At 61.8% G+C, this 26,226-nt stretch carries 23 protein-coding genes; 7 read left to right on the forward strand and 16 right to left on the reverse strand.

The annotated features are described in order from the left end of the window. Nucleotides 1–163: 163 nt before the first annotated feature. From M1D34_RS23385 to M1D34_RS23395, 3 genes are all read left to right on the forward strand, one after another. On the forward strand, nt 164–1,036 hold the full coding sequence (locus M1D34_RS23385; protein ID WP_498782432.1) for an alpha/beta hydrolase fold domain-containing protein: 873 nt from the start codon (nt 164–166) through the stop codon (nt 1,034–1,036). A 30-nt stretch (nt 1,037–1,066) separates the two neighbouring features. Further along, complete coding sequence (locus M1D34_RS23390) at nt 1,067–1,978, forward strand: LysR substrate-binding domain-containing protein (RefSeq protein WP_498782434.1); 912 nt, start codon at nt 1,067–1,069, stop codon at nt 1,976–1,978. Between the two features lie 105 nt (nt 1,979–2,083). Continuing rightward, nucleotides 2,084–2,719: an NADPH-dependent FMN reductase gene (locus M1D34_RS23395; protein WP_498782436.1), complete on the forward strand. Its 636-nt coding sequence runs from the start codon at nt 2,084–2,086 to the stop codon at nt 2,717–2,719. A gap of 70 nt (nt 2,720–2,789) precedes the next feature. Here the strand turns inward: M1D34_RS23395 and M1D34_RS23400 are convergent, their stop codons facing one another. Beyond that, nucleotides 2,790–3,764, reverse strand: a complete 975-nt coding sequence (locus M1D34_RS23400; protein ID WP_498782438.1) for a GlxA family transcriptional regulator — start codon at nt 3,762–3,764, stop codon at nt 2,790–2,792. 211 nt (nt 3,765–3,975) lie between these two features. Between M1D34_RS23400 and M1D34_RS23405 the strand changes: the two genes are divergently transcribed. Beyond that, nucleotides 3,976–4,617, forward strand: coding sequence for an HD domain-containing protein (locus M1D34_RS23405; protein WP_498782440.1), 642 nt, complete (start codon nt 3,976–3,978; stop codon nt 4,615–4,617). Between the two features lie 210 nt (nt 4,618–4,827). Here the strand turns inward: M1D34_RS23405 and M1D34_RS23410 are convergent, their stop codons facing one another. After that, complete coding sequence (locus M1D34_RS23410) at nt 4,828–5,043, reverse strand: hypothetical protein (protein ID WP_498782442.1); 216 nt, start codon at nt 5,041–5,043, stop codon at nt 4,828–4,830. A gap of 391 nt (nt 5,044–5,434) precedes the next feature. On the opposite strand from M1D34_RS23410, the gene M1D34_RS23415 reads away from it, so the two are divergent. Further along, nucleotides 5,435–6,013 (forward strand): cysteine hydrolase family protein, encoded by a 579-nt coding sequence (locus tag M1D34_RS23415; protein ID WP_498782444.1) that lies wholly within the window; start codon nt 5,435–5,437, stop codon nt 6,011–6,013. A gap of 203 nt (nt 6,014–6,216) precedes the next feature. Continuing rightward, nucleotides 6,217–6,954: a DUF899 family protein gene (locus M1D34_RS23420; RefSeq protein ID WP_498782446.1), complete on the forward strand. Its 738-nt coding sequence runs from the start codon at nt 6,217–6,219 to the stop codon at nt 6,952–6,954. Between the two features lie 315 nt (nt 6,955–7,269). Here M1D34_RS23420 and M1D34_RS23425 read toward each other — a convergent pair whose 3' ends face one another. The 7 genes from M1D34_RS23425 to M1D34_RS23455 all read right to left on the reverse strand — a co-directional run bounded on the left by M1D34_RS23425 (nt 7,270) and on the right by M1D34_RS23455 (nt 14,943). After that, nucleotides 7,270–7,962: a class II aldolase/adducin family protein gene (locus tag M1D34_RS23425; RefSeq protein WP_498782448.1), complete on the reverse strand. Its 693-nt coding sequence runs from the start codon at nt 7,960–7,962 to the stop codon at nt 7,270–7,272. Continuing rightward, a complete protein-coding gene (locus M1D34_RS23430) occupies nt 7,955–9,427 on the reverse strand; it encodes an FGGY family carbohydrate kinase (RefSeq protein ID WP_498782450.1) in 1,473 nt (490 codons plus the stop codon). Before M1D34_RS23430 ends, M1D34_RS23425 begins: the two co-directional genes overlap by 8 nt. Nucleotides 9,428–9,472: 45 nt before the next feature. Further along, complete coding sequence (locus M1D34_RS23435; RefSeq protein ID WP_498784365.1) at nt 9,473–10,321, reverse strand: sugar phosphate isomerase/epimerase family protein; 849 nt, start codon at nt 10,319–10,321, stop codon at nt 9,473–9,475. 2 nt (nt 10,322–10,323) lie between these two features. Next, nucleotides 10,324–11,322, reverse strand: coding sequence for an ABC transporter permease (locus M1D34_RS23440; protein WP_498782452.1), 999 nt, complete (start codon nt 11,320–11,322; stop codon nt 10,324–10,326). After that, nucleotides 11,319–12,320, reverse strand: a complete 1,002-nt coding sequence (locus M1D34_RS23445; protein ID WP_498782454.1) for an ABC transporter permease — start codon at nt 12,318–12,320, stop codon at nt 11,319–11,321. Before M1D34_RS23445 ends, M1D34_RS23440 begins: the two co-directional genes overlap by 4 nt. Then, nucleotides 12,313–13,842: a sugar ABC transporter ATP-binding protein gene (locus M1D34_RS23450; protein WP_498782456.1), complete on the reverse strand. Its 1,530-nt coding sequence runs from the start codon at nt 13,840–13,842 to the stop codon at nt 12,313–12,315. Before M1D34_RS23450 ends, M1D34_RS23445 begins: the two co-directional genes overlap by 8 nt. A 108-nt stretch (nt 13,843–13,950) precedes the next feature. Next, nucleotides 13,951–14,943 carry an autoinducer 2 ABC transporter substrate-binding protein gene (locus M1D34_RS23455; RefSeq protein WP_498782458.1) on the reverse strand — a complete coding sequence of 331 codons (993 nt, stop codon included), beginning with the start codon at nt 14,941–14,943 and terminating at the stop codon, nt 13,951–13,953. Between the two features lie 273 nt (nt 14,944–15,216). On the opposite strand from M1D34_RS23455, the gene M1D34_RS23460 reads away from it, so the two are divergent. Then, nucleotides 15,217–16,287 (forward strand): LacI family DNA-binding transcriptional regulator, encoded by a 1,071-nt coding sequence (locus tag M1D34_RS23460; RefSeq protein WP_498782460.1) that lies wholly within the window; start codon nt 15,217–15,219, stop codon nt 16,285–16,287. Nucleotides 16,288–16,294: 7 nt separating this feature from the next. Here M1D34_RS23460 and ngg read toward each other — a convergent pair whose 3' ends face one another. From ngg to M1D34_RS23495, 7 genes are all read right to left on the reverse strand, one after another. Beyond that, nucleotides 16,295–18,082, reverse strand: coding sequence for an N-acetylglutaminylglutamine synthetase (ngg, locus tag M1D34_RS23465; RefSeq protein WP_498782462.1), 1,788 nt, complete (start codon nt 18,080–18,082; stop codon nt 16,295–16,297). A gap of 1 nt (nt 18,083) precedes the next feature. After that, on the reverse strand, nt 18,084–19,859 hold the full coding sequence (locus M1D34_RS23470) for an N-acetylglutaminylglutamine amidotransferase (protein WP_498782464.1): 1,776 nt from the start codon (nt 19,857–19,859) through the stop codon (nt 18,084–18,086). A gap of 123 nt (nt 19,860–19,982) precedes the next feature. After that, entirely contained in the window at nt 19,983–20,765 is a 783-nt protein-coding gene (locus tag M1D34_RS23475; protein ID WP_498782466.1) for a FadR/GntR family transcriptional regulator, read from the reverse strand. Nucleotides 20,766–20,771: 6 nt separating this feature from the next. After that, entirely contained in the window at nt 20,772–21,569 is a 798-nt protein-coding gene (locus M1D34_RS23480) for an ATP-binding cassette domain-containing protein (RefSeq protein ID WP_498782468.1), read from the reverse strand. Continuing rightward, nucleotides 21,566–23,368 carry a dipeptide/oligopeptide/nickel ABC transporter permease/ATP-binding protein gene (locus M1D34_RS23485; protein WP_498782470.1) on the reverse strand — a complete coding sequence of 601 codons (1,803 nt, stop codon included), beginning with the start codon at nt 23,366–23,368 and terminating at the stop codon, nt 21,566–21,568. Before M1D34_RS23485 ends, M1D34_RS23480 begins: the two co-directional genes overlap by 4 nt. After that, complete coding sequence (locus M1D34_RS23490) at nt 23,365–24,312, reverse strand: ABC transporter permease (RefSeq protein WP_498782472.1); 948 nt, start codon at nt 24,310–24,312, stop codon at nt 23,365–23,367. The genes M1D34_RS23485 and M1D34_RS23490 overlap by 4 nt, the downstream gene beginning before the upstream one ends. Before the next feature lie 77 nt (nt 24,313–24,389). Then, nucleotides 24,390–25,952, reverse strand: a complete 1,563-nt coding sequence (locus M1D34_RS23495) for an ABC transporter substrate-binding protein (RefSeq protein ID WP_498782474.1) — start codon at nt 25,950–25,952, stop codon at nt 24,390–24,392. Between the last annotated feature and the right edge of the window lie 274 nt (nt 25,953–26,226).

A 26,226-nucleotide genomic window follows, 5' to 3' on the forward strand; every position in this document is an offset into this window, starting at 1 on the left:
CTTCCGTAACAGAGGCTGGCAACCCGCTCCGAAGATACTGAAATTGTTGATAAACCGAGCAGTTTCGGCACGTTCGTCGGCTCATCGTCAGTGATAATTCCAGCGAATAGTTTTTTGTCATACATTATGCTAAGCATACAAATGCTCATTAGGAAACCGAAAAATGTATCCAGATGCGGACGGGCAGATTAGTGAACATGCGGTCGAGGTAACCACGCTCGACTTCGTTGAAAGGGGCGGAACGCCGCTGTCGGGAATGCTCTACCGGCCCCGCGGAAAGGGCGGCCTTGCGACGATCATTGCCGTTCACGGTGGCGGTTGGCGGCTGGCTTCGACAGCCAACTACCGGCATATCGCTCCTTACCTCGCCGCACGGGGTTACGCCGTCTTCGCACCGAGGTACCGCCTTTCAGGGAATGGCTCGCCCACCTATCCGGCGGCCGTGCACGACGTCAGGGCGGCAGTTCAGTTCATCCGCGCCGCGGCAGAAAATTTGGGCCTCGACAGCAGGCGGATCGCGCTGCTGGGAGACTCGTCGGGGGCACATCTCGCCGCACTGGTGGCGCTCGCCGGGGACCTGCCTCTCTTCAGGAGCATTTCGCCGAACGGAGACCTCGACCGCTGGAACGCCGGCGTCAAGGCGTGCATCCCGGTCTACGGTATTTTCGACCTTGCCGCCCAATGGCAGCATGACCAGCGCGTGCGCTTTGACGACCACATCGTCGAAGGCTTCCTGGGGGAGCGTCTCGTTGATGACCGACGCCCCTATTTCGATGCGTCTCCCCTATCGCATATTTCGGCAACCCGAAAGGACACCGGCTTTCTCGTTGCCTGGGGAACGAGCGACGACGTGGTCGACCCCGCAAGCCAGAGCGAAGCTTTCGTGCTCGCCCTCAAACAGGCGGGCATTTTCGTGCGCAGCGTGCCGGTTCAGTCTGCCTCCCATTACTGGATCTCAGACCCGCTCGAGGAGGCGGGCAGCTTTTCCGGCTTCTTCACGGCGCGCCTGCTGAGATTTCTTGAGGCGAAGCTCTAGTACTCAGCGCGGGGAATCCAGGAGGATCGGATGATACAGCTTCGTCACGTCAGAGCATTTCTGGCGGTTGCCGACACCGGCAGCATTCGAACGGCCGCCCTGCGCCTCAACGTATCGCAGCCGGCACTTTCGAAGACGATTCAGGAGCTCGAGGAAATCCTCAGCGTCCCGCTCTACACCCGCTCGGCGCATGGTAGCTCACCGACCGAGTTCGGCCGCGCCTTCCTCCATCGTGCCCGCATCATCGACACGGAATTTTCCCGTGCTCAGGAGGAGATCAGCCAGATGGTGGGCTCCAAGGGCGGCAAAGTCGCTGTCGGCATCTCGGCGATCGCTGCGATGCTGATGGCCTCACATGCCCTGCAACGCTTCTGGAAAAAGAACCCCAATGTCAATGTCCGCATATCCGATGGACTGCTCGACAGGCTGATCGGCGGTGTACGGCAAGGCGAGTTCGATTTTGCGGTCGGCGGCGTGTCCCCGACCTCGATCGCCCCGGATTTGACGATCGAGCCGCTTTTCGAGAACAGCATCGTCCCGGTCGTGCGGGCCGGACACCCCCTTTCAGACGCCACGTCCTTGAAGGATCTTGCCGGAGCGGATTGGCTTTTCACCAACGATCAGCCGACTTTCATGGCTTTGATGAACCAGTATTTCACCGACCATGGCGCCCCGCCGCCGCGAGTGCTTCTGACTTGCGAATCCTTCTCGGCAGTGCTGGACATTCTGCCCTCCACGGATCTTGTGGCCGCTCTGCCGAAAAGCTGTCTCACTCATCCGCTGATCCGGGATCGGATCGTAGGCCTAGCCCTCGCCGAAGGCGGTTCGCACACCACGGTCGGCCTTGTGAGCCGCGCCGGCGTGCCGCTAACCCCGCTTGCGGCCGGGCTTGCCAAAGCTTTCCGTCAAGTCGGCATCGGCTACAACAATCTCGCCCGATAGCCCCGCGGCGATAACGGCGGGTTATGACACCCCGATTATCCTAGTCTGCACAGCCCTTACCGCCGCCCGTAGACTTCGTTTCAGTACAGCACGGGAGGATTTGCGATGGCTGGAGAGCCAACTAACAGGAACTCTGATGCCCCGCTGGTGGTCGGCTTGGGGGGCACCACACGCGAGGGATCATCGACAGAGCTTGCACTGCGTTATGCCCTTAAGGAGGCGGAGAAGGCCGGCGCTCATACGTTACTTTTCAACGGCCCGTCGCTAATGATGCCGATGTATGCACCAGAGGTACCGCACCGCACCGCCGAGGCGCGGGAATTGATAGCCGCGCTGCGCGCCGCTGACGGGATCGTCATCGCCTCGCCCGCCTACCACGGCAGCATATCGGGATTGGTGAAGAACGCGCTCGACTATACGGAGGACATGCGCAACGACGCGGCGGCCTATCTCGATGGACGGGCGGTCGGTTGCATCACATGCGCCTACGGCCCGCAGGCCGCCGGCACGACGCTTGTAGCGTTGCGCTCCATCGTCCATGCCCTGCGAGGTTGGCCGACCCCACTCGGCGTCGGCATCAACAGTCTTACCTGCCGTTTCTCTCCCGATGGCGGGCCGAGCGACGTGGCAATTGCCGACCAGTTGAAGATCATGGCCACCCAGGTGACCCAGGGTGCCTTTGCGATGCGGGGCGGGCTTGCCGGGGCCAAGGAGGCGGACCGCCTGGTTTGCGTCGCGTGAGACACGGTGCTTCGCGCGGCCGCACGGTGGGATCTCCCAGCGCGGCCGCGATCGCGGTCGGAACGGCGGCCTAACTGGCTTCAGCGCGCCGGAAGCTGGAACGATACTGAGCCGGGGTCACGCCGAGGCGCTCGCGGAAGACGATCCGCATCCTGTCGGCGGTGCCGAAACCGCAGTCATAGGCGATGGCCTTCAGCTGGCGATCGCTCCCCTCGAGAAGGTTGCGGGCTGAGTCAATGCGTGCGCGCTCCACGAATTCATGAGGTGTCATGGCGGTCGTCTGCACAAAATGCCGGGCAAAGTTGCGGGCGCTCATCCCCACTTGAGCGGCGAGAGATTCAAGCGTGTGGCGCTCCCGGATATTCGCCATCACATGATCTTGAACTCTTGCTACCGGCGATAAGGGATCATTCGGTGCGGTGAGATAGGGGCTAAACTGGGATTGCCCCCCTTGCCGTTGAGCAACTACGATCAGTCGCTTGGCGACGACCAGTGCAATTTCTGCTCCGTGGCTTTCCTGTACCAGTGCCAGCGCCAGATCAATTCCAGCCGTCACGCCGGCAGATGTGACAAGGCGCCCGTCACGCACATAGATGGCATCCGGTTCAACCTGTGCGGCCGGAAACCTTGCCGCGAGCGTGCCGGCATTTTGCCAATGCGTGGTGACGCGCCGCCCATCGAGCAATCCCGCGTGTCCCAAAGCAAATGCCCCCGTACAGATCGATCCGTAGGTGATTGCGAGAGATGGAGCTAACGCCAGCCATTCGACCAAGGGGTGACTAGGCTCTCCGTCCGGCAAGGCTGGGCCGCCAGCGACGAGCAGAATGTCTAAATCGCCCGACACGTCCTCGAACGCCAGGTCCGCTATCATCAACATGTTGTTCGACGCTCGCAAAGGATTCCTATGGGCCGCCACTACAACAGTCTCATAGCGATTTTCTGGCGCAATATAGGTGTTGGCCTCGGCGAACACGTCGATCGGTCCAGCGACATCGAGAGCCTGGACACCCTCGTGAATAGCGATAGCAACCCTCGTAACAGCCATGGTTCCGCGATCGTTCTGGCGAGAATCGACGTATGCTTGTCCTGATCCGGCGAATGCGGCGAGTTGCGACGTCGACCTACGAGCGCGTACAACTGCCTAGGATCGCGCTGCAGCCGTAAAACCCTTAGGGCGCGATCTTACCAAATGCAACCAGGGCTCTTTTGCGTGTCTATTCACGCCACGGCGGAGCTCTACCTATGAGGAGTCAGAAATGACCGAGATCATCGCCGGTATCCGTGTTCCCGACAGTGAAATCGCTCGCGCCGCGACCCAACTGGTCCGCGATACGCAGGACAATCTCCTTTACAATCATAGCCGCCGTGTCTTCTTTTGGGGTGCACTGACCGGCAAGCGCCTGCGTCTCGAATATGACCCCGAACTTCTCTATTTGGGCGCCATGTTCCACGATATGGGTCTGACAGAACGCCACTCCAGTCCAAGTTTGCGCTTCGAGGTCGACGGCGCAAATGCTGCCCGGGATTTCATGAAGAGCTACGGCGTTTCCGAGCGGGATATCGAAGAAGTTTGGACCGCTATCGCGCTCCACACCACACCCGGCATTCCCGAGCACATGCGTCCGACGATCGCGCTGGTCACAGCGGGCGTGGAGATGGACGTCCTCGGCATCAACTATCATGTGTTCTCGCACGAACATCGGCATGACGTTTGCGCCTGCCATCCGCGTGAAGAGAATTTCAAGGAAAGCATTATCGATCACTTCGCAGAAGGCATCGAAATGAAGCCCGAAACAACCTTTGGGAACGTCAAGGCTGACGTCCTGGCGCTGAGAGACCCAAATTTTAAGCGAGTAAACTTCTGCTCGATCATTCTAGATTCCGCTTGGCCCTCGTGAGCGGACGGCTGTTTCGCAAGCTTAGCCAAAGGTCAACATTGAGGCAGCTTGGCCAAGCCTGACTCCGATATTTCGCTTTATCGTGTAGCGAAATATCGGCGGAAACTACGGAGACCGTATGCACATCGCGAAGAACACTCTTAGACGATAGATTTTCCTTCTGATCGCCCGGCCACTCGAGGTCCGAATCGAACTATTCGTGTTGACGCGCTACCAGTTACCGGGGTCTTCAGTGTGATCCGTATCGGCAAACTCATCTGCTTTCTCCCGGTCCAGCGTGAGCTTGGTCACAACCCTCGTTTCATCCGTGACTGAATAGCGTAGGGGGTGCCGTCCATTGGCCGGCTCCTGATACATGAGCAAGGCAGCTTCCTCGGCCGCTTCGGCCTCGATTTCTTCTGTGACGGTGACAGTGAAATTGTGCATTGCCCCTGATCTCGTCGGTACTAATCTCCAAACCGCGGGCCTGGAATGGTTGCTGACCAAGAGGACGCGGATCGCGTCCAGAGATCAGAGCCGAGGATGTGTCTGGCCTGTTCTACAGCATTGGGGCATTTCCCTACTTAGAGCCGCCAAAAACCGATAGGTGGCAGTCTCATTTCGCAACCTGTTCGATAGACGTTGCAGATCGGGATCCTCTTGGGCAACGACTCGAGTGTGCCAGCTCCATCGATTGCCAACGCAGCCGCACGGCAATCTGTGCACCTTCCGCGCACCTGGCCAGTCCGTGAGAGCTGGAACTCCACTCCTCTGTCGGAGTTCTTACCATCATGTTCGCTCTCAGGCTCGCTCTCAGAATAAGGACGCGGCGTACGCAATGAATCCAGAAAAATGGAAGCATCTGTGCATAGATATGCAGCGCATGTTCGCCGAGGATACTCCTTGGCAAGTTACCTGGATGCCGAAGGTATTCGACCAGGTTGTTGAAATTGCAGCCCGGTTTCCGGAGCGCACGATATTCACGCGTTTTGTGCCGCCGTCCGCTCCTGAGGAACTGCCAGGCATGTGGCGGGCGTACTACGAGAAATGGCCGATGATGACGACCACCCAACTTGATCCGGTTCTGGTGGATCTAGTTCCGGACCTGAAAAGATTGGTTCCGCCAGCGCGCATTTTTGACAAAAGGACCTATTCGCCCTGGACGAATGGGCGCCTGCATAGCGCCTTACTTCATCAGGATATCGGGACACTGGTCGTAACAGGAGGCGAGACGGACATCTGCGTGCTGGCCGCGACGCTTGGGGCTATCGATCTCGGCTATAAGGTTATCCTGCTGAAGGACGCGGTATGTAGTGCGACGGATCAAACGCACGATGCGTCCCTGGAACTTCTCAGCAAGCGCTTCTCAGTTCAAGTGAAGGTTATGAACACCGAGCAGTGGTTATCGTCATTTTAGAACCTGCGCGAAACGAGCAGCGCTTTCCTAGATACCTATGCGATCTTAGAAGGACGAACTAAGCAAATTGGGCGCCGGAGGTGCTGAACGGTCTCGACGGCAGTATTGCGGCACGACGGCCGTCCGGCCAACCGTCCAGCCGGCGGAGCGGGACTCCCTAAGCTGTGTTACACTCCGGCTCATCGCTTCAATGGAGTGGTTCCATGGGCATAACGTTTCCGAACGAAAGTTCAAAATATCGCACCGCTCGCGACAAGCTACTGCAGCGCGAAGCAGCACTCAGGCGCGAAATGGAATCGGTGGCCGCAGAGATCCGAGCACTCCCCCCGGGCGGGGTCGTTCCCGAGGACTATGAATTCGACCACATTGACGGAAAGGGGACATCGGCGAAGGTGCGGCTCTCCGAACTGTTTCGGCCCGGTACCGATGTCTTGATCCTCTACCATTATATGTTCCCTCGCCATCGCAGCGACAAGCGGCCCAAACCGAGCAGCGGGCCGATGGCAGAGCTGCCGATTGAAGACGGGCCGTGCCCATCTTGTACTGCCCTACTCGACAATTGGGAGGGAGCGGTGCCGCACGTAGAGGGTCTGGGAGCAAACATCGCGGCTGTTGCAAAGGCGCCGATAGAGCAGGTTGCGGCCTTTGCGACTCATCGGGGCTGGCGCAGTCTGAAGCTCCTTTCTGCCGCGAACAATAGCTTCAAACGCGACTACCACGGCGAGGACGCGGAGGGCCAGCAATTGCCGATCCTTACCGTGTTCCACAAAGGTGCGGATGGGTTAATTAGGTTGAGCTGGGCCTCTGAACTGTTGTTCTTGCCGGCCGAGTCGGGGCAAGATCCACGACATTTGGGCACTGTCGAGCCGATGTGGACCCTCTTGGACCTCACTCCCGGAGGGCGGCCGAATACCGACGAACAGTTCGAATACCAAGGCTGACAGACCGCTTTGCCGAGGTGCTATTCTCGTGACCTCGCAAAGAGGGCTATTGATTGAGGGGTCGGCTTTCACCGGCGAACGCGTATACCCACCCCGAGAGCGCATCTTTACGACCGACTTGTAACTGTGTTCCCTTTTTGCAGTGCCGTGGCTAGGCGCCAGCCGAATGATGCGTTCTGCGCGAAGGAAATCAGCGCCCCCTGAACAAGCTCAAACTTGAGTGCCGCGAACGCTAGTTGAGCGGCGCAGGCGATCCCGCGGCTGAAGGGCGAGGGAGGTCACCCACGCGGAGTGGCCACCCCCCCTCTGCCCGGCTCATGACACGCGCGGACGCGCCACGTCGTTCACGCCTTCGGCGTCCGGCGCCTGGCCATAGCTCATACGCCGCATCTGGGCGATCACCCGCTCCATCTCGTCGTCCGGCAGCACGGGCGGCTCGCCCAAGGTCAGGGCCTGGACGTAGATCCGCGATAGCGTCTCCACCTCGATTGCAAGCCACAATGCCTGTTCCAGCGTTTTGCCGAGCGATATCTGACCGTGCTGGCCGAGCAGGCAGGCCAATCGGTCCTTGAGTGCAATAAGCGCGTTGTCAGAGAGCGCCTGCGTTCCGAAGGTCGCGTATTCGGCGCAGCGGATCGTCGTGCCGCCGGCAATCCCCGTCATGTAGTGGAAGCTCGGAATTGTCTTGTGATGGCAGGCAAGTGTCGTCGCGTAGATCGAGTGGCAATGCAGAACCACGTCGATATCGGTGCGTGCGCGCAGAATGTCGCGATGGAAGCGCCACTCCGATGAGGGGCGATGGCCCACATAGGTGCCGTCGAACGCCATTTCCACCAGGTCTTCCGGCTGCATCGTGTCATAGGGCATGGACGAGGGTGTGATGAGAAAGCCGTCGTCGGTGCGCAGCGAAAGATTGCCGGCCGTGCCCTGGTTGATGCCGCTCGAATTCATCCGCCGGCAGATGTCCACCATCTCTCGCCGCAGTTCCAGCTTGTCGGTTTCAGCCATGAAGATTTCCTTTCCTGTTCCGGAATTTATCTCTGTTGCCCGGTACCACACGGGCGAGCGTGCGCCATTCGGCGGCGTAGCGGGAAAGTTCGGGATTGAGGCGCGCAAGATCGATCGGCTCGCTGAGGGCAAGCGGCGCCGGCCTCTCGCGCGTCTCGTGACCGGCAAGCAGCGCCGCACCAGCAGCAACGCCGTAGGCATCGAGATTGAAGCGCACCTGGCGCTCGGGAAGCAATGCCGCAACGACGCCGGCATAGAGACGATCTCGCAGGAAGCTACCGTCGAGCACCACAAGGCGATCTGCGGAAAGCGTCTCGATGCATTCCACCGTCAGCAGCGCACAATAGAGGAGCGCCAAGGTCTTGCGCTCCATTGCCGTCTCGGCTGCAGGCCCGGCGATGCGTCCGGTTCCGGCGCTGCCGGGGAAGAGACCGTCGTCGTCGCCGAAGGAGGGAGCCGCGATGGTCCGCTGCGCAACCAGGCGCTCGAGGATCTCGAGCGGGGCGTCGTCTGTTGGCGGATTGGCACCGGCGACATGGGAGAATTCCCGTCCGCCCATGGTGAGTATCCCCCCAAGGCGGTTGCCGAAAACGTCGCTGTTGAGCGTCATGCCCCGGTGCTCGTCGAGGCGCTCGATCGGTGTCGAACGTGAAAAGCCGACGATCCAGGTGCCCGTCGAGATCACCGTGAAATCCCGCAAGCCCGCGGCGTGATAGCGATAATGATTGAGGCTGCTGTCGTGGCCGCCCGTGAGGACCCGCATTTCTGCCGGGAGTCCGAACCTCCGGACGAGTTCGGGCCGGATCGGCCCAAGCGTCTGCCAGGCCTTCGAGAACGGCGGCATCAGCCGCTCCCAGCCGCGGGCACTAACGATCGGTGAGAAGCGCCCTTCGGCGACATTCCAGAGATGCGACTGTGCTCCGAGAAAGCTCGTTTCCGACGCGGCGACGCCGGAAAGCCGCCAAGCCCAATATTGCGGCAGGCCGAGATACCAGCGAGATTTCCCAAAAGCATCCGGTTCGCGCTCCTCCATCCAGTAGAGCTGGCGGGCCTGATGGGTTGCGCCATGCATGGTCGCGCTGCCGCGGTCGAGAAACGTACCGGCAAGCGGGATATAGCCGTCGCGGATATCCGGGGGCAATGGCTGCTCGTAATCGACCATCGGAAGCGCCGCACCGTCGCCGGCCCCCGGATCCGCACCCGTCAGAACGCCGCCCGATCCGTGCCCGGCCGCGACGACGGCGGCAAGTTCATGGCGCCGCGACAGAGCCGCAAGCGTCTCGAAAACCCATTCGCCCAGCTTGGTAAGGTCGTGGTGGCGCCAGGGAGGCCCAGGGAGGACGGGATTGGGGACGCTCATCGTCTCCACCACCGTCCCGTCGGCTGTGACGGCGCTCAGCTTGACATTGGTCTTGCCAACGTCGAGGACCGCTACCGGAGCCGCCCCGCTGTCTCGGTCGTTCATCGCATCCACGCCTCTTCTCCGCGACCGTCCCCGCTGCAGCTTCCCTCAGATCAGGCCATACTGGGTGGCCTTGTTGCGCAGGAAAGGCAGACCGTTGCCCATCACCTCTTCCTCGTCCTTTGCGACCGGACGCCAGACGGCAAGGCCATAAGCCACTTCCGGCGGCATGTTGATGAAGCTTTCCATGGCAAGGCCGCCCTTGAAGCCGATCGCCGCGAGGGTCGAGAAGATTTCGTCCCAGCCGCAGGTGCCATAGCCCGGCGTGCCGCGGTCGCTCTCGGAAAGATGGATGTATTTCAGGTGCTCCCGCGCATCGAGAATGCCTTTCCCGACGCCTTTTTCCTCGATGTTCATGTGATAGGTATCGAGGTGCACGAAGACGTTGTCGGCTCCGACCCGCTCGATCATCTTGACCGCCTGCCAGCCGGTATTGATCAGGTGGTTCTCATAGCGGTTGACGGCTTCAACGCCAAGTTCGATGCCGCGTGACTTCGCATGCTTGGCCGCCGCCTGCAGCACGCGGGCGATATTGTCATACTCCTCGACGGTCGGCGGCACGCCGGTGCGCTCGCCGATGCCGCCATAGATGACGCCCGACAGTGCCTCGCCGCCGAGATCGGCAGTCTTGTCGATCGCAATTTTCAGATGGTCGATCGCCGCCTCGGGCCGAACCGAGGCCCAGGCCCGCTCGGGCAGGCCGAGCGAGCAGACCGCGCGCAGACGATTCTTCTCGAGCAGGGCGCGGGTGTGCGCCGTGTCGACGGCAGGCGGATTGAGCATCGGAATCTCGATGAAATCGACCTTGTATTTGACCGCGGCCGCTACCGCGCGTTCGGCGCCGGGCCGGTCCCAGTTCATTGTCCACATGCTCGTATGAACGCCAAAACCCTGCATCGTCATGATCCTCTTCTGACAATTGAAATCTTGATCCTGGAAACGGCCCAACGCAGGATCATCACGCCGACGAGAAGGATGCCCCAGACGGCGGTCGCGAGATGCTGGTTGGCCCCGATGAGATTGAGCCCGGACGAGAGAAGCTGCAGCACCACCAGCGCGACGAAGACGGGGATCACCCGTCCGAAGCCGCCGAACGGATTGACGCCGCCGAGGAAGCACGCGAGCACCGTGATCAGGAGGTATGACTCGCCATGGCCGATGCGCACCGAATTGAAGCGCGCCAGCATGATGATGCCGGCAATCGCGCACATGACGCCGGAGAGCGTGTAGACGAGCACGATCGCCTTGCGCGTGTTGATGCCTGAATAGCGCGTCGCCTCGAGATTCGAGCCGATCATATAGGTGTTGAAGCCGAGCTTGGTGCGGCCGAGAAGCAGATGCCAGGCGAGCACGCACACGATGAAAACGATCAGCGGCACGGGAATGCCGGCGATCGAGCCATGGCCGATCACGCCCACGAACGGCGGGAATCCGGAGATGTCGCCGCCACGCGTCAGGAATTCGCCAAGGCCGCGCAGGAAGATCATCATCGACAAGGAGACGAGGATCGGATGGGCGCGGGTAAATGCGATAACCAGGCCCATGACGACTCCGCTTGCCGCACCGACCATCACGGCAAGGAGGGAACCGACGAGGAAGATGCCGAAGCCCGCGTCGGCTCCTCCGTTCGCCTTGAGGACCCAGGCGAGGGTCAATCCGGCAAGGTTGGCGGTGAAGGTAATTGCGAGATTGAGGCCGCCGGTCAGGATCGGCAGAAGCATGGCAAGCGTCAGGAGGCCGAGTTCCGGCAGCTGGAAGGCGACGGAGCCGAAGGTCGCGGCACTCAAGAATTGAGGCGAGGCGATCCCGAAGACGAGGACGACAGCGATAAAGGCGAGCCCCGGACCAGCCATTTCGGGCCCTATGGCCGCCTTGATCCTTTCGAAGAAGGTGGTCATCGTCCCGTTCCCCTTTGACCCACAAAAGGCAGCAGGCGCTCGATCCGCGTGTTGGAAAGTGTGATGGCGACCAGAATGATCGCGCCGATGATCATCTTGAAGGCGAAGGGCGACACGCCCATCAGGTTCAAACCGTTCTGGGTGATCGAAATCAGAAGCACGCCGAGCACGCAGCCGAGCACGGTGCCCTTGCCGCCGCCGAGGCGCGCGCCGCCGAGCACGACCGCGGCGAGCACGTCGAGTTCGCGGCCATAAAGCGCGTTCGGCACGACTTCCTGAGCATAATGCGCCTGGATGAGACCGCCGATGCCGGCCATCAGGCCAAGCCAGCCGAAGGCAATGAATTGCATGGCACCGATATTGATGCCGAAGCGCCGGGCGCCTTCCGGATTATCGCCGAAGGCGTAAAGCTGGCGGCCGATCGTGGTACGGGTGATCAGCGTCCATGTCGCAATGACGCAGGCGACCATGACGAGAACCGGAAGCGTGATCTCGATCCAGGTACCGTCGGGCATTTCACGCTCGAAAAGGATCACCCTGTCCGTCAGCCAGTCGGGCAGGTCGTAGATCGACACGCCGCGCGTGAAGAACATCAGCAATCCGAAATAGATGTTGAAGGTGGAAATCGTGGCAACAATCGAAATGATTCGGAAGCGGTGGATCAGAAAGGCGTTGAAGCAGCCGAGCAGCACGCCCAGGGAGCCGGCGATGAGAAGCCCGGAGATCCAACCGCCGCCGCCGATCCAGCCGAGCGCAATAGCCGTGCCGTATTGGACGACGGAAGCGGCCACGGCGAAGGAGATGTCGATGCCGCCGGCGATCAGCACCACCAGGAGGCCGACAGCGAAGATGATGTTGACGGCGCTGATGTTCAGGAGATCGAAAGCGTTGCCGAGCGAGAAGAAATTCGCCGTGGCGAAGGAGAGCACGGCACTGATGACGACGATCACCGCCAGCAGCGAGAATTCCGTCGCGTGAGTGCGGATCAAGCTACGCATAGACGGCCGCCTCGATCTCTTCCAGCCGCGACTGGCGCGGATCATAGGTTCCGACGATTCGGCCCTGCGCCATGTGCAGAACACGGTCGGCGTTGAAATAGACTTCCGGCACCTCGTCCGAGATCAGGATAATCGCAAGCCCGCTCTCAGCGAGCTTTGCGACGATGTCGAAGATCCCGGCCCGTGCCCCGACGTCAACGCCGACGGTGGGTGAATCGAGGATCAACAGCTTGGGATCGGTGGCAAGCCATTTGGCGATCGCCACGCGCTGCTGGTTGCCGCCGGAAATCGTCGATATCGCGTCGGCCTGATGGCCGATCTTGACGCCGAGATCGGCGATCCAGCGGGAGACGAGACTTCGTTTGCGGTCTTCGGAAAGAAGACCCCCGGAGAGAATCTTGCGCAGCGAGGCGATAACCAGATTATCGGCGATCGGCTGCGGCTGGATGAGCCCGAGTGACAACCGGTCCTCCGACAGATAAGCGACGCCGGCCCTGATCGCCTCGCGGTTCGAGCCGAAGCAGACCTCCCGGCCATCGATACTGATCATCCCGGATGCGGGCTTGAGCATGCCGAAGAGGGCGAGCGCGAGCTCGGTCCGCCCTGCCCCGAGCAGACCGGTTATGCCGACCGTTTCGCCGCGGCGAACGGTTAGCGAAATGTCTTCGAAGTCGCCCGGCCTGGTGAGGCCGCGAACCTCGAGAACGGCCGGCTGATCGTCCCTGGGGCGAGCGCGAACGTGCTGATCGAAGGTCTTGCCGGTCATGAGTTCGGTTATTTTCGACTGCGTCATGCCGGCGGCCGGATAAACCCCGACCAGCGCGCCATCGCGCAAGACGGTGATCCGGCTTGAAATCTCCAAAACCTCGGCCAGGCGATGGCTGACGAAGACGACCGCCACCCCGGAGGCGGACAGGCTGCGGACGATTTCGAGCAGATGGTCCGTCTCCGACTGCGTCAGCGATGCGGTCGGCTCGTCCATGAAGACCAGCTTCGCCTCACCGACCAGCGCCCGGGCAATCGCCACGATCTGACGCTGGGCGATCGCATATTCCTTGAGCGGCAGGTCGACGTCGAGCGTGATGCCGAGGCGGGCCAGCGCATCGACCGCGATCCTGCGCATGCGGCCGTAATCCACCAGCCGCGGCCGGCCGCCGAGCACCTCGTGAAAGGCGATGTTTTCGGCGACACTCATTTCCGGGAAAAGCGCAAGATCCTGCCAGATGACCTGAATGCCGCGGTCCTGTGCCGTAACCGGCGACATATGTGGATAGGTTTCGCCGTCATATTCGATCACCGCCCCTTCCGCGGGGCGATACACACCCGTGATCACCTTGATGAGCGTGCTCTTGCCGCAGCCGTTCTCTCCGGCGAGGCAATGAACCTCGCCCGGGCGCACCTCGAAGCTCACATTCTTCAGTGCTTTGACGCCGCCGAAGGTCATGTTGATGTTGCGAAGAGACAGAAGCGGCTTGTCCGTGCTCACCGCGCTTGCCGACTGGTGCATGCTATCGAGGCCCATCGATGGTGTGTCCAGAGGATCTGCCAGGCCGGCCGGAGCCGGCCCAGCAGCCGGGAGAACCCGTTGGTGGGGCGGGTTGCGCTTGCCTCCCGCCCAACTTCTGTCCGTTCAGAGACCCATCGCGGCGAGGTCGGCGACCGTCTCCTTGTTGATCGGCACGAGCTGGTCGACGATGATGTTGCGGTTTTCGAAGTCGGGGTGGATCACGCCGAGACCTTCGATTTCCTCGCCGTCCTTGATTTCCTCGCCCTTCATGAGCTTGTCGGCGAGCGTCACGAAGACTTCGCCGGCCTGCTTGGGATTCCACATGAAGCCGCCGGAAATCGCATCCGACTTGATGAGCTTCTGGCCCTGCCCGGGCGAGAAGGGCCCGAGAACGAAGATTTCGCCGACCTTGCGGCGCTCCTCGATAGCGCGCCCGGCACCGATCGGCCCCTGACTTCCGAAGGCAAGGAAGCCTTTGAGATTCGGATGAGCGGAGATCAGATCGAGAGCCGTCGAACGGCTCTTGTCCACGTCCTCTGCGACGCCGTAGCGATCGCCGACAAGCGTCATCTCGGGATGGTTCTTCTTGATGTATTCAATTGCTGCGTCGGCCCAGGCGTTGTGCAGCGGCACCGTCAGCGACCCCACAAAGACGGCATATTCGCCCTTGCCGCCCATCTTCTCCGCAAGCAGCTTTGCATGCGCCTCACCGAAGCCGGTGGCCGACGCGAGCTCGAAGTCCCAATCCGCGCCCTTTTGGCTGGGGGATTCATGCGTGATGACGATGATGCCCTTTTCCCTGGCCTTGGTGAGCACCGGCTCCAGCACCTTGGCGTCGTTGGGTACGACGCCAATGACCTTGACGTTCTGGGCGATCAGGTCTTCGATCGCGCGGACCTGCAGTGCTGGGTCGGCACTGGTCGGCCCGACCATGAAAGCGTCGACGCCAAGCTTTTCGCCGCGCTCCTTGATACCCGCCTCCATGGCATTGAACCACGGTATGCCGCCGATCTTGACGACGACACCGACCTTGCCCGTATCCTGCGCCGCGGCCGTATAGGCACCCGCAAGCGAAAGCGACGCCGCCAGAGCGGCGGCAAGAATTTTCCTGATCATGCTTCTCCTCCACATGTTTCCCCGAAGGGAACGCTCCCGGGCGCCTCTCGCGCCGGCCTCCAGCTTAATTCTTTCGCACGGAAGGGAATATCCCGCCGCTGACAGCCGCCTCCTCAGACGGCACCAACAACCTGCACAATCGATATTTCTTTTTTGCACAATCGATGGTGCAATGACTATCATTCAGACTTAATCTTTCGTCAAGCCGAAATCGGCACTAGAGCAACTCCGGGAAACGTACGCATCGGTTTTCCGGGGTTTGGAGGAGGACAGATGACGAACGGCGGCAGGAAAAAGGCGACCATCTATGATCTCTCGGTGCTGTCGGGAAGTTCGCCCTCTACCGTCAGCGCGGTGCTGAACGGCACGTGGCGCAAGCGACGGATCAAGGAAAGCACCGCGGAGCTCATTCGAAGCCTCGCCGAGACCCATCAGTACACTGCAAACCGGCAAGCGCGGGGCTTGCGCAGCTCCCGCTCCGGCCTCGTCGGCCTGCTCCTGCCCGTGCACGACAACCGCTACTTTTCTTCGCTCGCCCAGACCTTCGAGGCGCATGTGCGCAGCAAGGGCCAATGTCCCATCGTCGTCAGTGCCAGCCGGGATCCGGAGGAGGAGCGCAGGACGGCCGAAACGCTGATCTCCTATTCCATCGACGAATTGTTCATCTGCGGCGCGACGGATCCCGATGGCGTGCACGAGGTCTGCGAAGCGGCCGGCCTGAAGCATATCAACATCGATCTCCCCGGCACGAAAGTGCCTTCGGTCATCAGCGACAATTTCGAAGGCGGCCGCCTTCTGACCGAAGCGATCATCCGCCACTTCCCCGCCGAGCGGCCGCTCGAGCCCGACGATCTCTACCTGTTCGGCGGGCGCGATGATCACGCCACGCGCGAGCGCATCCGCGGATTTCGGGCGGTGAAGCAGGAGCTGCTGGGAAGCGATCCGGACGAATGCATATGGCCGACCGGCTATGCCGCCGACAACGCGCGAAAGGCCTTCGAAGCTTTCTACGAACAGCATGGGAAACTGCCGCGCGGCTTCTTCGTCAACTCATCGATCAATTTCGAGGGATTGCTGCGTTTTATGGCCGAGCATCCGCTCGAGAATTTCACGGATCTCGTCGTCGGCTGCTACGATTACGACCCGTTCGCCTCCTTCCTCCCCTTCCCCGTCATCATGATCCGGCAGAATATCGAGGGGATGATTGCCAAGGCCTTCGAAGTGATCGAAGAACCGAGAGCATCCTTGCAAATACACATGATCGAACCGCAGCTCGTGCCGCCGAGGACCGCGCTGACCGGCCCGCTCGATGCGCTGATGGACAGCGAGATGCCGCAGGAATGATGGGCCGCTACAGCGCTGTGCGACTGCCGGGGAACAGCAGCTCGATGAAGCTTGCCGCCGTCGGCTGCGGCTCGTGATTTGCAAGGCCGGGACGCTCGTTGGCTTCGATGAAGACGTAGTCCGGTTCCGCCGGATCGCGAACCATCAGGTCGATGCCGACCACCGGGATGTTGATTGCCCGCGCCGCGCGGCAGGCAGCGTCGACGAGATCGGGATGCACGATCTCCGTCACGTCATGGATCGACCCGCCTGCATGAAGATTGGCGGCCTTGCGGACGGTAATCTCCCGTCCCTCGTCCAGTACCGTTTCGAGATCGAGCCCCTGCTCCGCTAGGCAGCGATCGGTTTCCACATCGAGCGGAATCCGGCTTTCGCCGCCCGTTGCGGCCTCGCGTCGTCGCGATTGTTTTTCGATGAGGGAAGCGATCTTGCTGCGGCCGTCGCCGATGACGCGCGGCGGCAAGCGAACTGCGGCGGCAACCAGCGTATAGTCGATGATCACGAGGCGGAGGTCCTCTCCCTCGAAAAAGGCTTCCAGCAGTACCCGGTCACAGACCTGACGGGCCGCGGCGATTGCCTCTTCCAGCGCGTCCATCTTTGTGATGCCGACCGAGATGCCCCGGCCCTGCTCGCCGCGCGCCGGCTTGACCACCAGCTTGCCGTGTTCTTCGAGAAAGGCGCGAACGGACTTCCGGCCCTCCCCCACTTCCATCTGGTCCGGGACGACAAGGCCCGCCGCGGAGACCATGCGGCGCGTAATCGCCTTGTCGTCGCAGATCGACATCGCGACGCCGGAAGTCAGTTCCGAAAGGCTTTCGCGGCAATGTATCGAGCGGCCGCCATGGGACAGGCGGAAAAAGCCGCCTTCCGCGTCGGTGATCTCGACATGGATCCCGCGCCGCGTAGCCTCATCGACGATCAGCCGCGCATAGGGATTGAGCGCATCGTAGGATTGATGCGGCATCGCGAAAAACTTCTCATTGATCGCATTCTTCCGCTTGATGGCGAATAGCGGCATGCGCCGGAAGTTCAGCTTCTCATACAGCCCGATCGCCAACGTATTGTCGTGCATGACCGACAGGTCGACATAGGAAAGGCCGCGTGCCTGGAAGTGCTCGGCAAGCTTGCGGACCAGATGTTCGCCGATACCCGGCTGGCGCGCCTGCGGATGCACCGCGAGACACCACAGCGACGCGCCGCGGTCCGGATCGTCGAACAGTCTCTGGTGGTCGATGCCGGTGACCGTGCCGACGATATCGCCCGTGGCGTCGTCCTGCGCCACGAAATAGGTTAGCGACCGGTCGTCCCGCTCGGACGAGAAGAAATCGGATCGGATCTGGACCATGCCGCAAGCGGCATAGACCCGGTTGATGCCGTCTCCATCGGCTTCCGACGCGAGCCTGCGGATCGTGATGCCTCGCGTGCGGCGGGTGTTTGCACGGTAGGTCCACAGGTCGAGCCGGTAAGTGTGGGACGGGTCGAGGAAAATTTCCTGCGGCGCCCGTGACAGAAGCACATGCGGGTCCCGTACATAGAAGGCAATGTCCCGGCTCGAGGGGGCTTCCTCGCGCAATTCGGTTAAGAGTTTCTCGTCGTCGGAAAACGTCTGCGCGAACAGGAGCCTGCCCCAACCGCAGTCGAGCACGACGTCCCGCTTCGCCCCTCCGGCGGTTCTCGACCCCTCGGCATCGCGCCCCGGCTGAGTATGCGTCCGCAACCGGTTCAGACGGTGCGTGACTGCCTTGGTGCCCTTGCTGCGTTGACGCGGCAATGCGATCTCGCGCGACTTCTTCATGCTACACCCCCTGCGCTTCAAGCCACATTTCAAGCAGTCCGACCTGCCACAGTTCGGAGCCGCGTAGCGGCGTGATGTGATCCGACGGCCGTTCGAACAGGCGGTCGAGATAAGCATCTTTGAAGATGCCCCGCTCACGCGCCTTCTGCGAGCGCAAGGTGTCGCGGATCAGGTCGAGATACGGACCGGCGATATATTTGAGCTGCGGCACAGGGAAATAGCCCTTCTTACGGTCGATGACCTCGCTCGGAATGATCCGGCGCGCCACGTCCTTCAGAATGCCCTTGCCGCCGTCGCGCAGCTTTTCCTCCGGCGGCATGCGCGCGGCAAGTTCCACCAGCTCGTGGTCGAGGAAAGGCACACGCGCTTCCAGGCCCCAGGCCATGGTCATATTGTCGACGCGCTTCACGGGATCGTCGACGAGCATGACGTTGCTGTCGAGGCGGAGCGCCTGATCGACGGGCGTATCGGCGCCCTCACGCAGGAGATGCTCGTTCAGCAAGTCGCCGCTCACGTCGTGGTCGGCAATCCAGGCATCCGACAACTGGGTGGCCAAAACTTCGTGGGAACGGTCGCGGAAGGCCTTGCCGTAATCCGCAACGACATTGTTGGAGTTCATCAGCGGCGGGTACCAGTGGTATCCGCCGAAGACCTCATCCGCGCCCTGTCCAGATTGTACGACCTTGACGTGCTTGGAGACCTCCTTCGAGAGCAGATAGAAGCCGACATTGTCATAGGAGACCATCGGCTCGGACATTGCGGCGATGGTCCCGGGCAGGGCCCCCATCAGATCGGCGGACGGAACGAATATCTTGCGATGGTCCGTACCGAAGTGACCGGCGATCAGGTCCGAATAGACGAATTCGTCGCCCTTTTCGCCGTTCGCTTCCTCGAAGCCGACTGAGAAGCTCATGAGGCCGCGCTGGCCCGCTTCCGCAAGAAGCCCGACGATCAGGCTGGAATCTACGCCGCCGGAAAGAAGCACGCCGACCGGCACGTCGGCGATCATACGACGCTTCACCGCGATGCGCAGCGCTTCGAGGAGTTGTTCCTGCCATTCCTCGCGCCGTATGGCTGCGTCGCCCCCATGGCGACGATAGGGCGGATCCCAATAGCGCCGGTCTTTGAAGCTGCCGTCGCGTTCATAAACGCGAAGGGTCGCGGGCGGCAGCTTGCGCACGCCGTTCAGGATCGTGCGCGGCGGCGGCACGACCGCGTGAAAAGTCATGTAGTTGTGGAGCGCGGCCACGTCGATCGAGGTGTCGACGCCGCCCGCCTTGACGAGCGCGGGCAAGGCGGAAGCGAAGCGCAAGGCGCCTTGGACTTCGGCGATATAGAGCGGCTTGATGCCAAAACGGTCGCGCGCCATGACGACACGTCCGCTGTCACGCTCGTGAATGACGAAGGCGAACATGCCGTGGAATCGCGAGACGCATTCCTCGCCCCAGGCGTGCCATGCCTTCAGGATGACCTCGGTATCGCCGGACGAGAAGAATCTGTAACCCTTCTCTTCAAGCTCCGCCCTCAGTTCGCGAAAATTGTAGATGCAACCGTTGAAGACGAGCGACAGACCGAGGTCAGGATCGACCATCGGCTGCTGCGACTTGTCGGAGAGGTCGAGGATACGCAATCGCCGGTGTCCCAGCCCGACATTCCCACGCACCACCACGCCCGACGCATCCGGCCCGCGAGGGGCAAGGACGTCCGCCATGATCGAGACTGCCGTAACCGACGGCGAACCACCATCGAACCTGACTTCTCCACAAATTCCACACATGAACCGGGTCGAAACCTCCATTGTTGGTACGAGACGCGACGTCAGGGCCGCGGATCTATCCGCGGCCCTGACGTCGCTAAGAAAACCCAATGCCCCACCGGGCCGACAGTTCCGCCATGGGCGTCACTTGGTCGCGGCTGCACGTTCGAGCATGTAGCTTTCGGCGAAAGCCATATGCTCGGCGGCGATCACGCGCGCATCCTCCGACCGCCCGTCCTTAAGGGCGGCCATGAGCCGGTACTGGAACGACAAGCCCGTTTCTCGCGAAAGCGACGTCGGGTCGGCATAGATCGCCCGTGCGGCCGGAAGTTCGCGCAGCAGATTGTGCATGAGCCCGCAGACGAAGCCGAGAAGCGGATTCGGGCAGAGTTGCGCCAGCATCGAATGAAAATCGAGCTCGGCGACGCGCTGGCGATACTGCTCGTCCAGATCGGCGGGGGGATGATCGTAGATGCGGATCGTATTTTCGAGGGCGATGAGCTCCTCCCGCGTCACCCTGCCGGCAAGGAGCGCCGCCACTTCCGGTTCCAGCACCTTGCGCATGGCGTATATGTCGGAAATGCCCGGCTGATCGAAGAAGAAGTGGGTCGACAGAAGCTCCATGGCGTGCCGCGCCGAGGGCTTGGCGACGAAGGCGCCGCCTCCCGGGCCGCTGCGCGTGAAGACGAGGCCCTGTGTCTCCAGCGCTTTCATTGCCTCGCGTACGGTCCCCTTGGCTGCCTTGAAGGTGTCGATCAGGTCGCGTTCCTGCGGAAGACGGTCACCCGGCCCCAATCCTTCCGAGCGGATGTAATCCTTGATGCGATCGGCGATCGCCTCAGGCCTGCGTTTCGTACGCTCGGCCGGGACAAAGAGACGCTGGCCGTCTCCACCGATTTCCTTTTTCTTTTCGATGACCACTGGCATGAACCGTCATTCTTTCCTGATGCGGGGGGCGCTTGCGACAAGCTGTCGTGTATAGGCGTGCTCAGGGTCGGTAAAAAGGCGGGCGGCCGGTGCAGTCTCGACTACCTTGCCGAAATACATCACCGCCACCCGATCGGAGATCGCCTCGACTACCGCCAGATCGTGGCTGATGAACAGATAGGAGAGGCCGAAGCGCTGCTTCAGATCGCGCAGCAGAAGCAGGACCTGCGCCTGGATGGACACGTCGAGCGCGCTCACCGGCTCGTCGAGCACGATGATCTCGGCCTCAGTCGCCAGCGCCCGGGCGATTGCGATCCGCTGCGCCTGCCCGCCGGAAAACTCGTGCGGGTAGCGCACGAGCGTGTCCTCCGGCATCTGCACCGCATGAAGCAGTTCCTGCATCCGGGCGCGACGGTGCGGGGCTTCGTAGCCGCACAAAAGCTTCAGCGGCGTCTCCAGAATCTCCTGAATCGTCTTGCGCGGGTTCAGCGAAGCGACCGGATCCTGGAAGACATATTGGATCGTCTTGCCGAAGGCCCGCGGGCCGGATCGCCGCAGCGCCGCCGCATCCCTGCCTGCGATCAGCATGCTGCCGGATGTCGGCTCCTCGAGGCCGACGAGCATGCGCGCAAGCGTGCTCTTGCCGGACCCGCTCTCGCCGACGATGGCGAGCGTCTCCCCCCGCGCGACATCCAGCGACACCGCCTTCACGGCCTTTATCTCATGCTTCGCCTTACCGAAAAGGCTGCGGCCTCCGCCGAAGGTCTTGGAAAGGTCCCGAACCTGAATGGCAGCACCCGTCATTGCGCCACCTCCGTCCTGCCGCCGGCAAAAAGCCCGCCGACACGATCCAGGAAACGCTCGCCCGTTCCGAGCTCGGGCACGCAGGCGATCAGCCGCTTTGTATAGGCATGCTGCGGATCGGCGAGTACCTCCCGGGTTTTACCGGTTTCGACGATCTCGCCATCCTTCATCACGGCCACGCGGTCGCAAAATTCCGAAACGATGCCGAAGTCGTGCGTGATGAAGAGCAGCGCCATGCTCCGCTCGCGCTGAAGATCGCGCAGGAGCTCCAGGATGCGGGCCTGAACGGTCACGTCCAGCGCGGTCGTCGGCTCGTCCGCAATGATGATTTCCGGATTGTTGGCGAGCGCCATCGCGATGCCGACACGCTGACGCTGACCGCCGGAAAGCTGGTGGGGATAATGCACCGACCGCTCGCGAGCGTCAGGAATACCCACCTTTTCCAGGAGCGCAACGGCTTTTTTCCGCCGTTCGGCCGCCCTGATCGGCTGATGCGCTGCGATTGCCTCCTCCACCTGCCGCCCGACAGAATACATTGGATGCAGCGTCGTGAGCGGGTCCTGGAATACATAGGCGACTCGGCTGCCGCGGTTCGCGATCAGCCTGGTTTCAGGCATGGAAAGCACATCGTCGTTTCCGAGATAGACCGCACCGTTGCGGATCACACCCGGCGGCGAGGCGACCAGCCCCATGACGGACAAGGCGGTGACGCTCTTACCCGAGCCGCTCTCGCCGATGAGCCCGAGGCATTCGCCCGGCTTCACATGCAGCGAGACGTCTCGAACCGCGGGGATTATCTCCTTTCCCCGCCGAAAACCCGTTTCGAGCTTCTCTATCGCAAGGGAAGCACCTTCAGCCGTGTTTGCCGGCGCGGTGCGGTCGGGGGCAACTTCGGTCACCGGCCCCGGCCGCGCGAGAGCGCCAGAGCGAAGCCGCGGGTCCAACACGTCGCGGATCCCATCACCGAAAACGTTCAGGCTGATGACGATCAGGAAAATCATCACGCCCGGCACGATCGAGACATGCGGAGCGGTGAAGAGCTGCGCTCGGCCCTCTCCCAGCATGGAGCCGAGATCGGCCTGGGGCGGCTGTGCGCCGAGGCCGAGGAAGCTGAGCCCGGCCGTCTCTAGGATCATCCAGCCTGCCGTCGTCGACATGGTGATGACGATGACGGGCATAACGTTGGGCAGAACTTCGGTGAAAATGACCGACAGATGTCCCTTGCCGGAGAGCCGCGCCGCGTCGACGAATTCGCGACGCGCGTAGCCGAGCGTCACGCCGCGCACATTCCGGGCGAAGAACGGGATATTTACGAGGGCGATCGCATAAAGCGCATTCATCAGTCCGGGCCCGAGGGCGGCGACGATCGCGAGCGCCAGCAGGATGTAGGGAAAAGCCATCAGCATGTCGATGCCGCGCATCATCGCGTTGTCGGTGCGCCCGCCGGCGTAACCGGCAACGATGCCGATCGCCGATCCAATGCCGGCGGCAATGAGGGTCGCGGCGAAACCGACCGCGATCGAGACCCGCGTGCCCCAAAGCAGGCGGCTCAGAATGTCCCGGCCGAGCTGATCCGTGCCGAGAAGATGCCCGGCGGTCAGCACAGGCTTCAACCGGTCGGCGGGCGCCGTCGCATCGGGGTCGGGCAGCGGCAGGATCGGGACCAGAACAATCAGCAACAGGATCAGTCCGAGCAGCACGAGCCCCGCCGTTGCGAGCCGGTTGTTGAGCAACAGTTGCCAGGAGGTGATCCGTGCCGACCTGCTCCGCGGAGCCGGCGATGTTACCAGCGCACTCATGTACGAATCCTCGGATCGAGCATGGACTGAACGACGTCGGCGAGAAGGTTGAACAGCACATAGCTCGCCGCAACGACCAGCACGCCGCCCTGCACCAGCAGGATATCGCGCGTCGAGATCGCCTTCACGAGCATCGCGCCGACGCCGGGCCACTGGAACACCGTCTCGACATAGACGGCGCCGCCGAGCACGAAGCCCGCCTGGATGCCGATCGCGGGGACGACGCTGACCAGCGCCGCGCGGAAGGCATGGGCGTAGATCACGCGCCGCTCGGGCAGCCCCTTGGCGCGGGCCGTGCGCACATAGTCCTGCCGCAGGACCTCCAGCATCGCTCCACGCGTCAGCCTCGCTATGACGCCGGCGGCAACAACGGCGAGCGTGGCGGCTGGCAAGATCAGATGGAGCAGTAGATCCTTGAGGTCACCCCCGCCGTAGACGGCGTACATGCCCGACGCCGGCAGGATGCGCCAATGAACGGCGAAGAGGTAGATGAGCAGGAGGCCGAGCCAGAAGGACGGCGTGGAGATGCCGGCCAGCACGACGAAGGTGATGATACGGTCGGCCCAGCCGAACTGGCGCACGGCGGAGATCACACCTGCGAGAAGCCCGATTACCGAGCACAGGACCAGCGATACGCCAGCCAGCACCAGTGTAGCCTGAAACCGTTCCAGCACTTCGTCGAGCACGGGGCGGTTCAGCGCGAAGGACCGGCCGAAATCGCCCTGCAGCACGTTGCCGATCCAGATCGCGTATTGTTGCACCAGCGGCTTGTCGAGCCCGAGGTCACGATTGATGCGCTCGACGTTTTCCGGCGTCGCATAGGAGCCGAGAATGGCCGTCGCCGTGTCGCCAGGAATCAGAGCCATGACGAGAAAGACAATGATGGAAAGCCCGAACAGGACGGGCACCACGGCAACAAGCCGCTTCAGGACATAGGCCTGCATGGATAACCCTCCGGGTAGGTCCGTGTTGGTCGCCACCGGCAGAACGAACATGCCGGCGGCGATTTCCGATGCCCGATCTACTCTTTCGTCACGCCATGGAGATCGAGGAGGAAGGAGGGCTGCAGCTTGAACCCCTTGACGGCGGCGGACGTCACCGCATTCTGCTTCCAGTTGGCGACGAAAAGCCACGGTGCGTCGTCATGGACGATCGACTGGACCTCGCCATAGAGCTTGCCGCGTTCGGCCTGGTCCGTGGACCTGCGCGCCTTTTCCAGAAGCTCGTCCAGCTGCGGATTGGAATAGTAGCCGGAGTTGAAGCCTCCCTTGTCGGGCATGGCATCGGTGCGCAACGTCAGATAGGGTACGGTATCCGGATCGTTTGTCATCCAAGCCATCTCGGCCATGTCCGCCTTGCGTTCGAGGCCAGGATTTACGCGGCCAAGGAAGGTGTTCCACTCGTAGGTCTCGATCTTGACCTTGAAGCCCACAGCCTGGAGATCCGCCTGGATCGCGGCACCCATGGTGATCGGATCGAGCATGCCCGAGCCGCCTTCGGTGACGTAAAACGTCACCTGCGGATTTTCGACGCCGGCTTCCGCGAGCAGTGCCTTGGCCTTTTCGGGATCATGGGCATAGGGCTCCACCGAGCTTTCCACCCAGTTGAAGGCGGGCGGTATCGGGCCGGCCGCGACCGTCGCGGTTCCCTGCAGCACGTCGTCGACCAGCGTTTGCTTGTTCACCGCATAATTGGCCGCCTGGCGCACGCGCTTATCGGCAAAAGGCCCTTCCTTGGTGTTCAGGATGGTGAACCAGACATGCGGCCCCGCCTGCTCGGCCACGGCGAAACTGGCATCCTGCTCAAAGGTCGCGAGATTGTCCGGCGGCACCTCCACCATCACGTCGATACCGCCGGCCATCATCTCGGCGACACGGGTGTTGGCGTCGGTGATGGGGCGGAACACGACGGCCTGCAGCTTCGCGGCGCCATCCCAGTAGTCCGGATTGCGCTCCACGACGACGCGCTGGTTCGACAGCCACTCGACGAATTTGAACGGGCCGGTCCCCGACGGGCTGCGGCCATATTCCTTGCCATGTTTTTCCACGGCGGCGGGGGAAACGATCAGACCCGTGGGATAGGCGAGATTTGAAAGGAACGGCGCAAAGGCTTCGCTGAGCTTGAACTCGACCGTATGCTCATCCAGCACGTTGACCGCTTCGACGGAGGCGAAGTTGAAGGAAAGCGGGAATGGTCCGGTTTCGTAGAACGGATGGTCTTTCTTCAGCATGCGGTCGAAGTTGAACTTCACCGCCTCGGCATCGAAATTCGAACCGTCGTGGAACTTCACCCCCTGCCTTAGCGTGAAGGTATAAGTCTTGCCGTCGTCCGAGATTTTCCAGCTTTCCGCAAGCGCCGGCTCGACCTCCAATGTACCGTCCTTGAAACGGACCAGGCCGTCATAGACGTTGACCAGGATGCGGAAGTCATTGGTTGCGGTCACCGTATGCGGGTCCAGAGACTGCGGCTCGGCAATCTGGCCAACGACGAGAACGTCGGGCGGAGTCTGCGCTGCGGCCGGCGCGGCGGCCCCTGCAAAAGCAAGAGCGGCCAAGGCGATGGCGCTCCGAAACAGCCTCTTCATGGGGAAGATCCTTTCGATTTGGCTTCAGTTCGCGAGGACGTATTTATAACGATAAATCTTCGAGTTGCAATAATTTATCATGATTGAATGGCAGACGCTCCGTCGAGCGCGACATAGAGAGGATGCCCCTCGAGGAAGCCCGCCCATGGTTACCCCTCTCAACGGCCCAAAGGCGATCGACGTTGCCTCGGCCCGAGGCGTTCGGTCCGCCAAAACGAGTGGATCAAAAGAGAGCACCGATTTTTGATGATGACGATGTCGGATCGATTGCGGC

The organism is Ensifer sp. D2-11, from assembly GCF_054161295.1.

Coding starts and splice junctions, on each gene's coding strand:
- M1D34_RS23385 (WP_498782432.1), top strand. CDS start 164: ATGTATCCAGATGCGGACGGGCAGATTAGTGAACATGCGGTCGAGGTA.
- M1D34_RS23390 (WP_498782434.1), top strand. CDS start 1,067: ATGATACAGCTTCGTCACGTCAGAGCATTTCTGGCGGTTGCCGACACC.
- M1D34_RS23395 (WP_498782436.1), top strand. CDS start 2,084: ATGGCTGGAGAGCCAACTAACAGGAACTCTGATGCCCCGCTGGTGGTC.
- M1D34_RS23400 (WP_498782438.1), bottom strand. CDS start 3,764: ATGGCTGTTACGAGGGTTGCTATCGCTATTCACGAGGGTGTCCAGGCT.
- M1D34_RS23405 (WP_498782440.1), top strand. CDS start 3,976: ATGACCGAGATCATCGCCGGTATCCGTGTTCCCGACAGTGAAATCGCT.
- M1D34_RS23410 (WP_498782442.1), bottom strand. CDS start 5,043: ATGCACAATTTCACTGTCACCGTCACAGAAGAAATCGAGGCCGAAGCG.
- M1D34_RS23415 (WP_498782444.1), top strand. CDS start 5,435: ATGAATCCAGAAAAATGGAAGCATCTGTGCATAGATATGCAGCGCATG.
- M1D34_RS23420 (WP_498782446.1), top strand. CDS start 6,217: ATGGGCATAACGTTTCCGAACGAAAGTTCAAAATATCGCACCGCTCGC.
- M1D34_RS23425 (WP_498782448.1), bottom strand. CDS start 7,962: ATGGCTGAAACCGACAAGCTGGAACTGCGGCGAGAGATGGTGGACATC.
- M1D34_RS23430 (WP_498782450.1), bottom strand. CDS start 9,427: ATGAACGACCGAGACAGCGGGGCGGCTCCGGTAGCGGTCCTCGACGTT.
- M1D34_RS23435 (WP_498784365.1), bottom strand. CDS start 10,321: ATGCAGGGTTTTGGCGTTCATACGAGCATGTGGACAATGAACTGGGAC.
- M1D34_RS23440 (WP_498782452.1), bottom strand. CDS start 11,322: ATGACCACCTTCTTCGAAAGGATCAAGGCGGCCATAGGGCCCGAAATG.
- M1D34_RS23445 (WP_498782454.1), bottom strand. CDS start 12,320: ATGCGTAGCTTGATCCGCACTCACGCGACGGAATTCTCGCTGCTGGCG.
- M1D34_RS23450 (WP_498782456.1), bottom strand. CDS start 13,842: ATGGGCCTCGATAGCATGCACCAGTCGGCAAGCGCGGTGAGCACGGAC.
- M1D34_RS23455 (WP_498782458.1), bottom strand. CDS start 14,943: ATGATCAGGAAAATTCTTGCCGCCGCTCTGGCGGCGTCGCTTTCGCTT.
- M1D34_RS23460 (WP_498782460.1), top strand. CDS start 15,217: ATGACGAACGGCGGCAGGAAAAAGGCGACCATCTATGATCTCTCGGTG.
- ngg (WP_498782462.1), bottom strand. CDS start 18,082: ATGAAGAAGTCGCGCGAGATCGCATTGCCGCGTCAACGCAGCAAGGGC.
- M1D34_RS23470 (WP_498782464.1), bottom strand. CDS start 19,859: ATGTGTGGAATTTGTGGAGAAGTCAGGTTCGATGGTGGTTCGCCGTCG.
- M1D34_RS23475 (WP_498782466.1), bottom strand. CDS start 20,765: ATGCCAGTGGTCATCGAAAAGAAAAAGGAAATCGGTGGAGACGGCCAG.
- M1D34_RS23480 (WP_498782468.1), bottom strand. CDS start 21,569: ATGACGGGTGCTGCCATTCAGGTTCGGGACCTTTCCAAGACCTTCGGC.
- M1D34_RS23485 (WP_498782470.1), bottom strand. CDS start 23,368: ATGAGTGCGCTGGTAACATCGCCGGCTCCGCGGAGCAGGTCGGCACGG.
- M1D34_RS23490 (WP_498782472.1), bottom strand. CDS start 24,312: ATGCAGGCCTATGTCCTGAAGCGGCTTGTTGCCGTGGTGCCCGTCCTG.
- M1D34_RS23495 (WP_498782474.1), bottom strand. CDS start 25,952: ATGAAGAGGCTGTTTCGGAGCGCCATCGCCTTGGCCGCTCTTGCTTTT.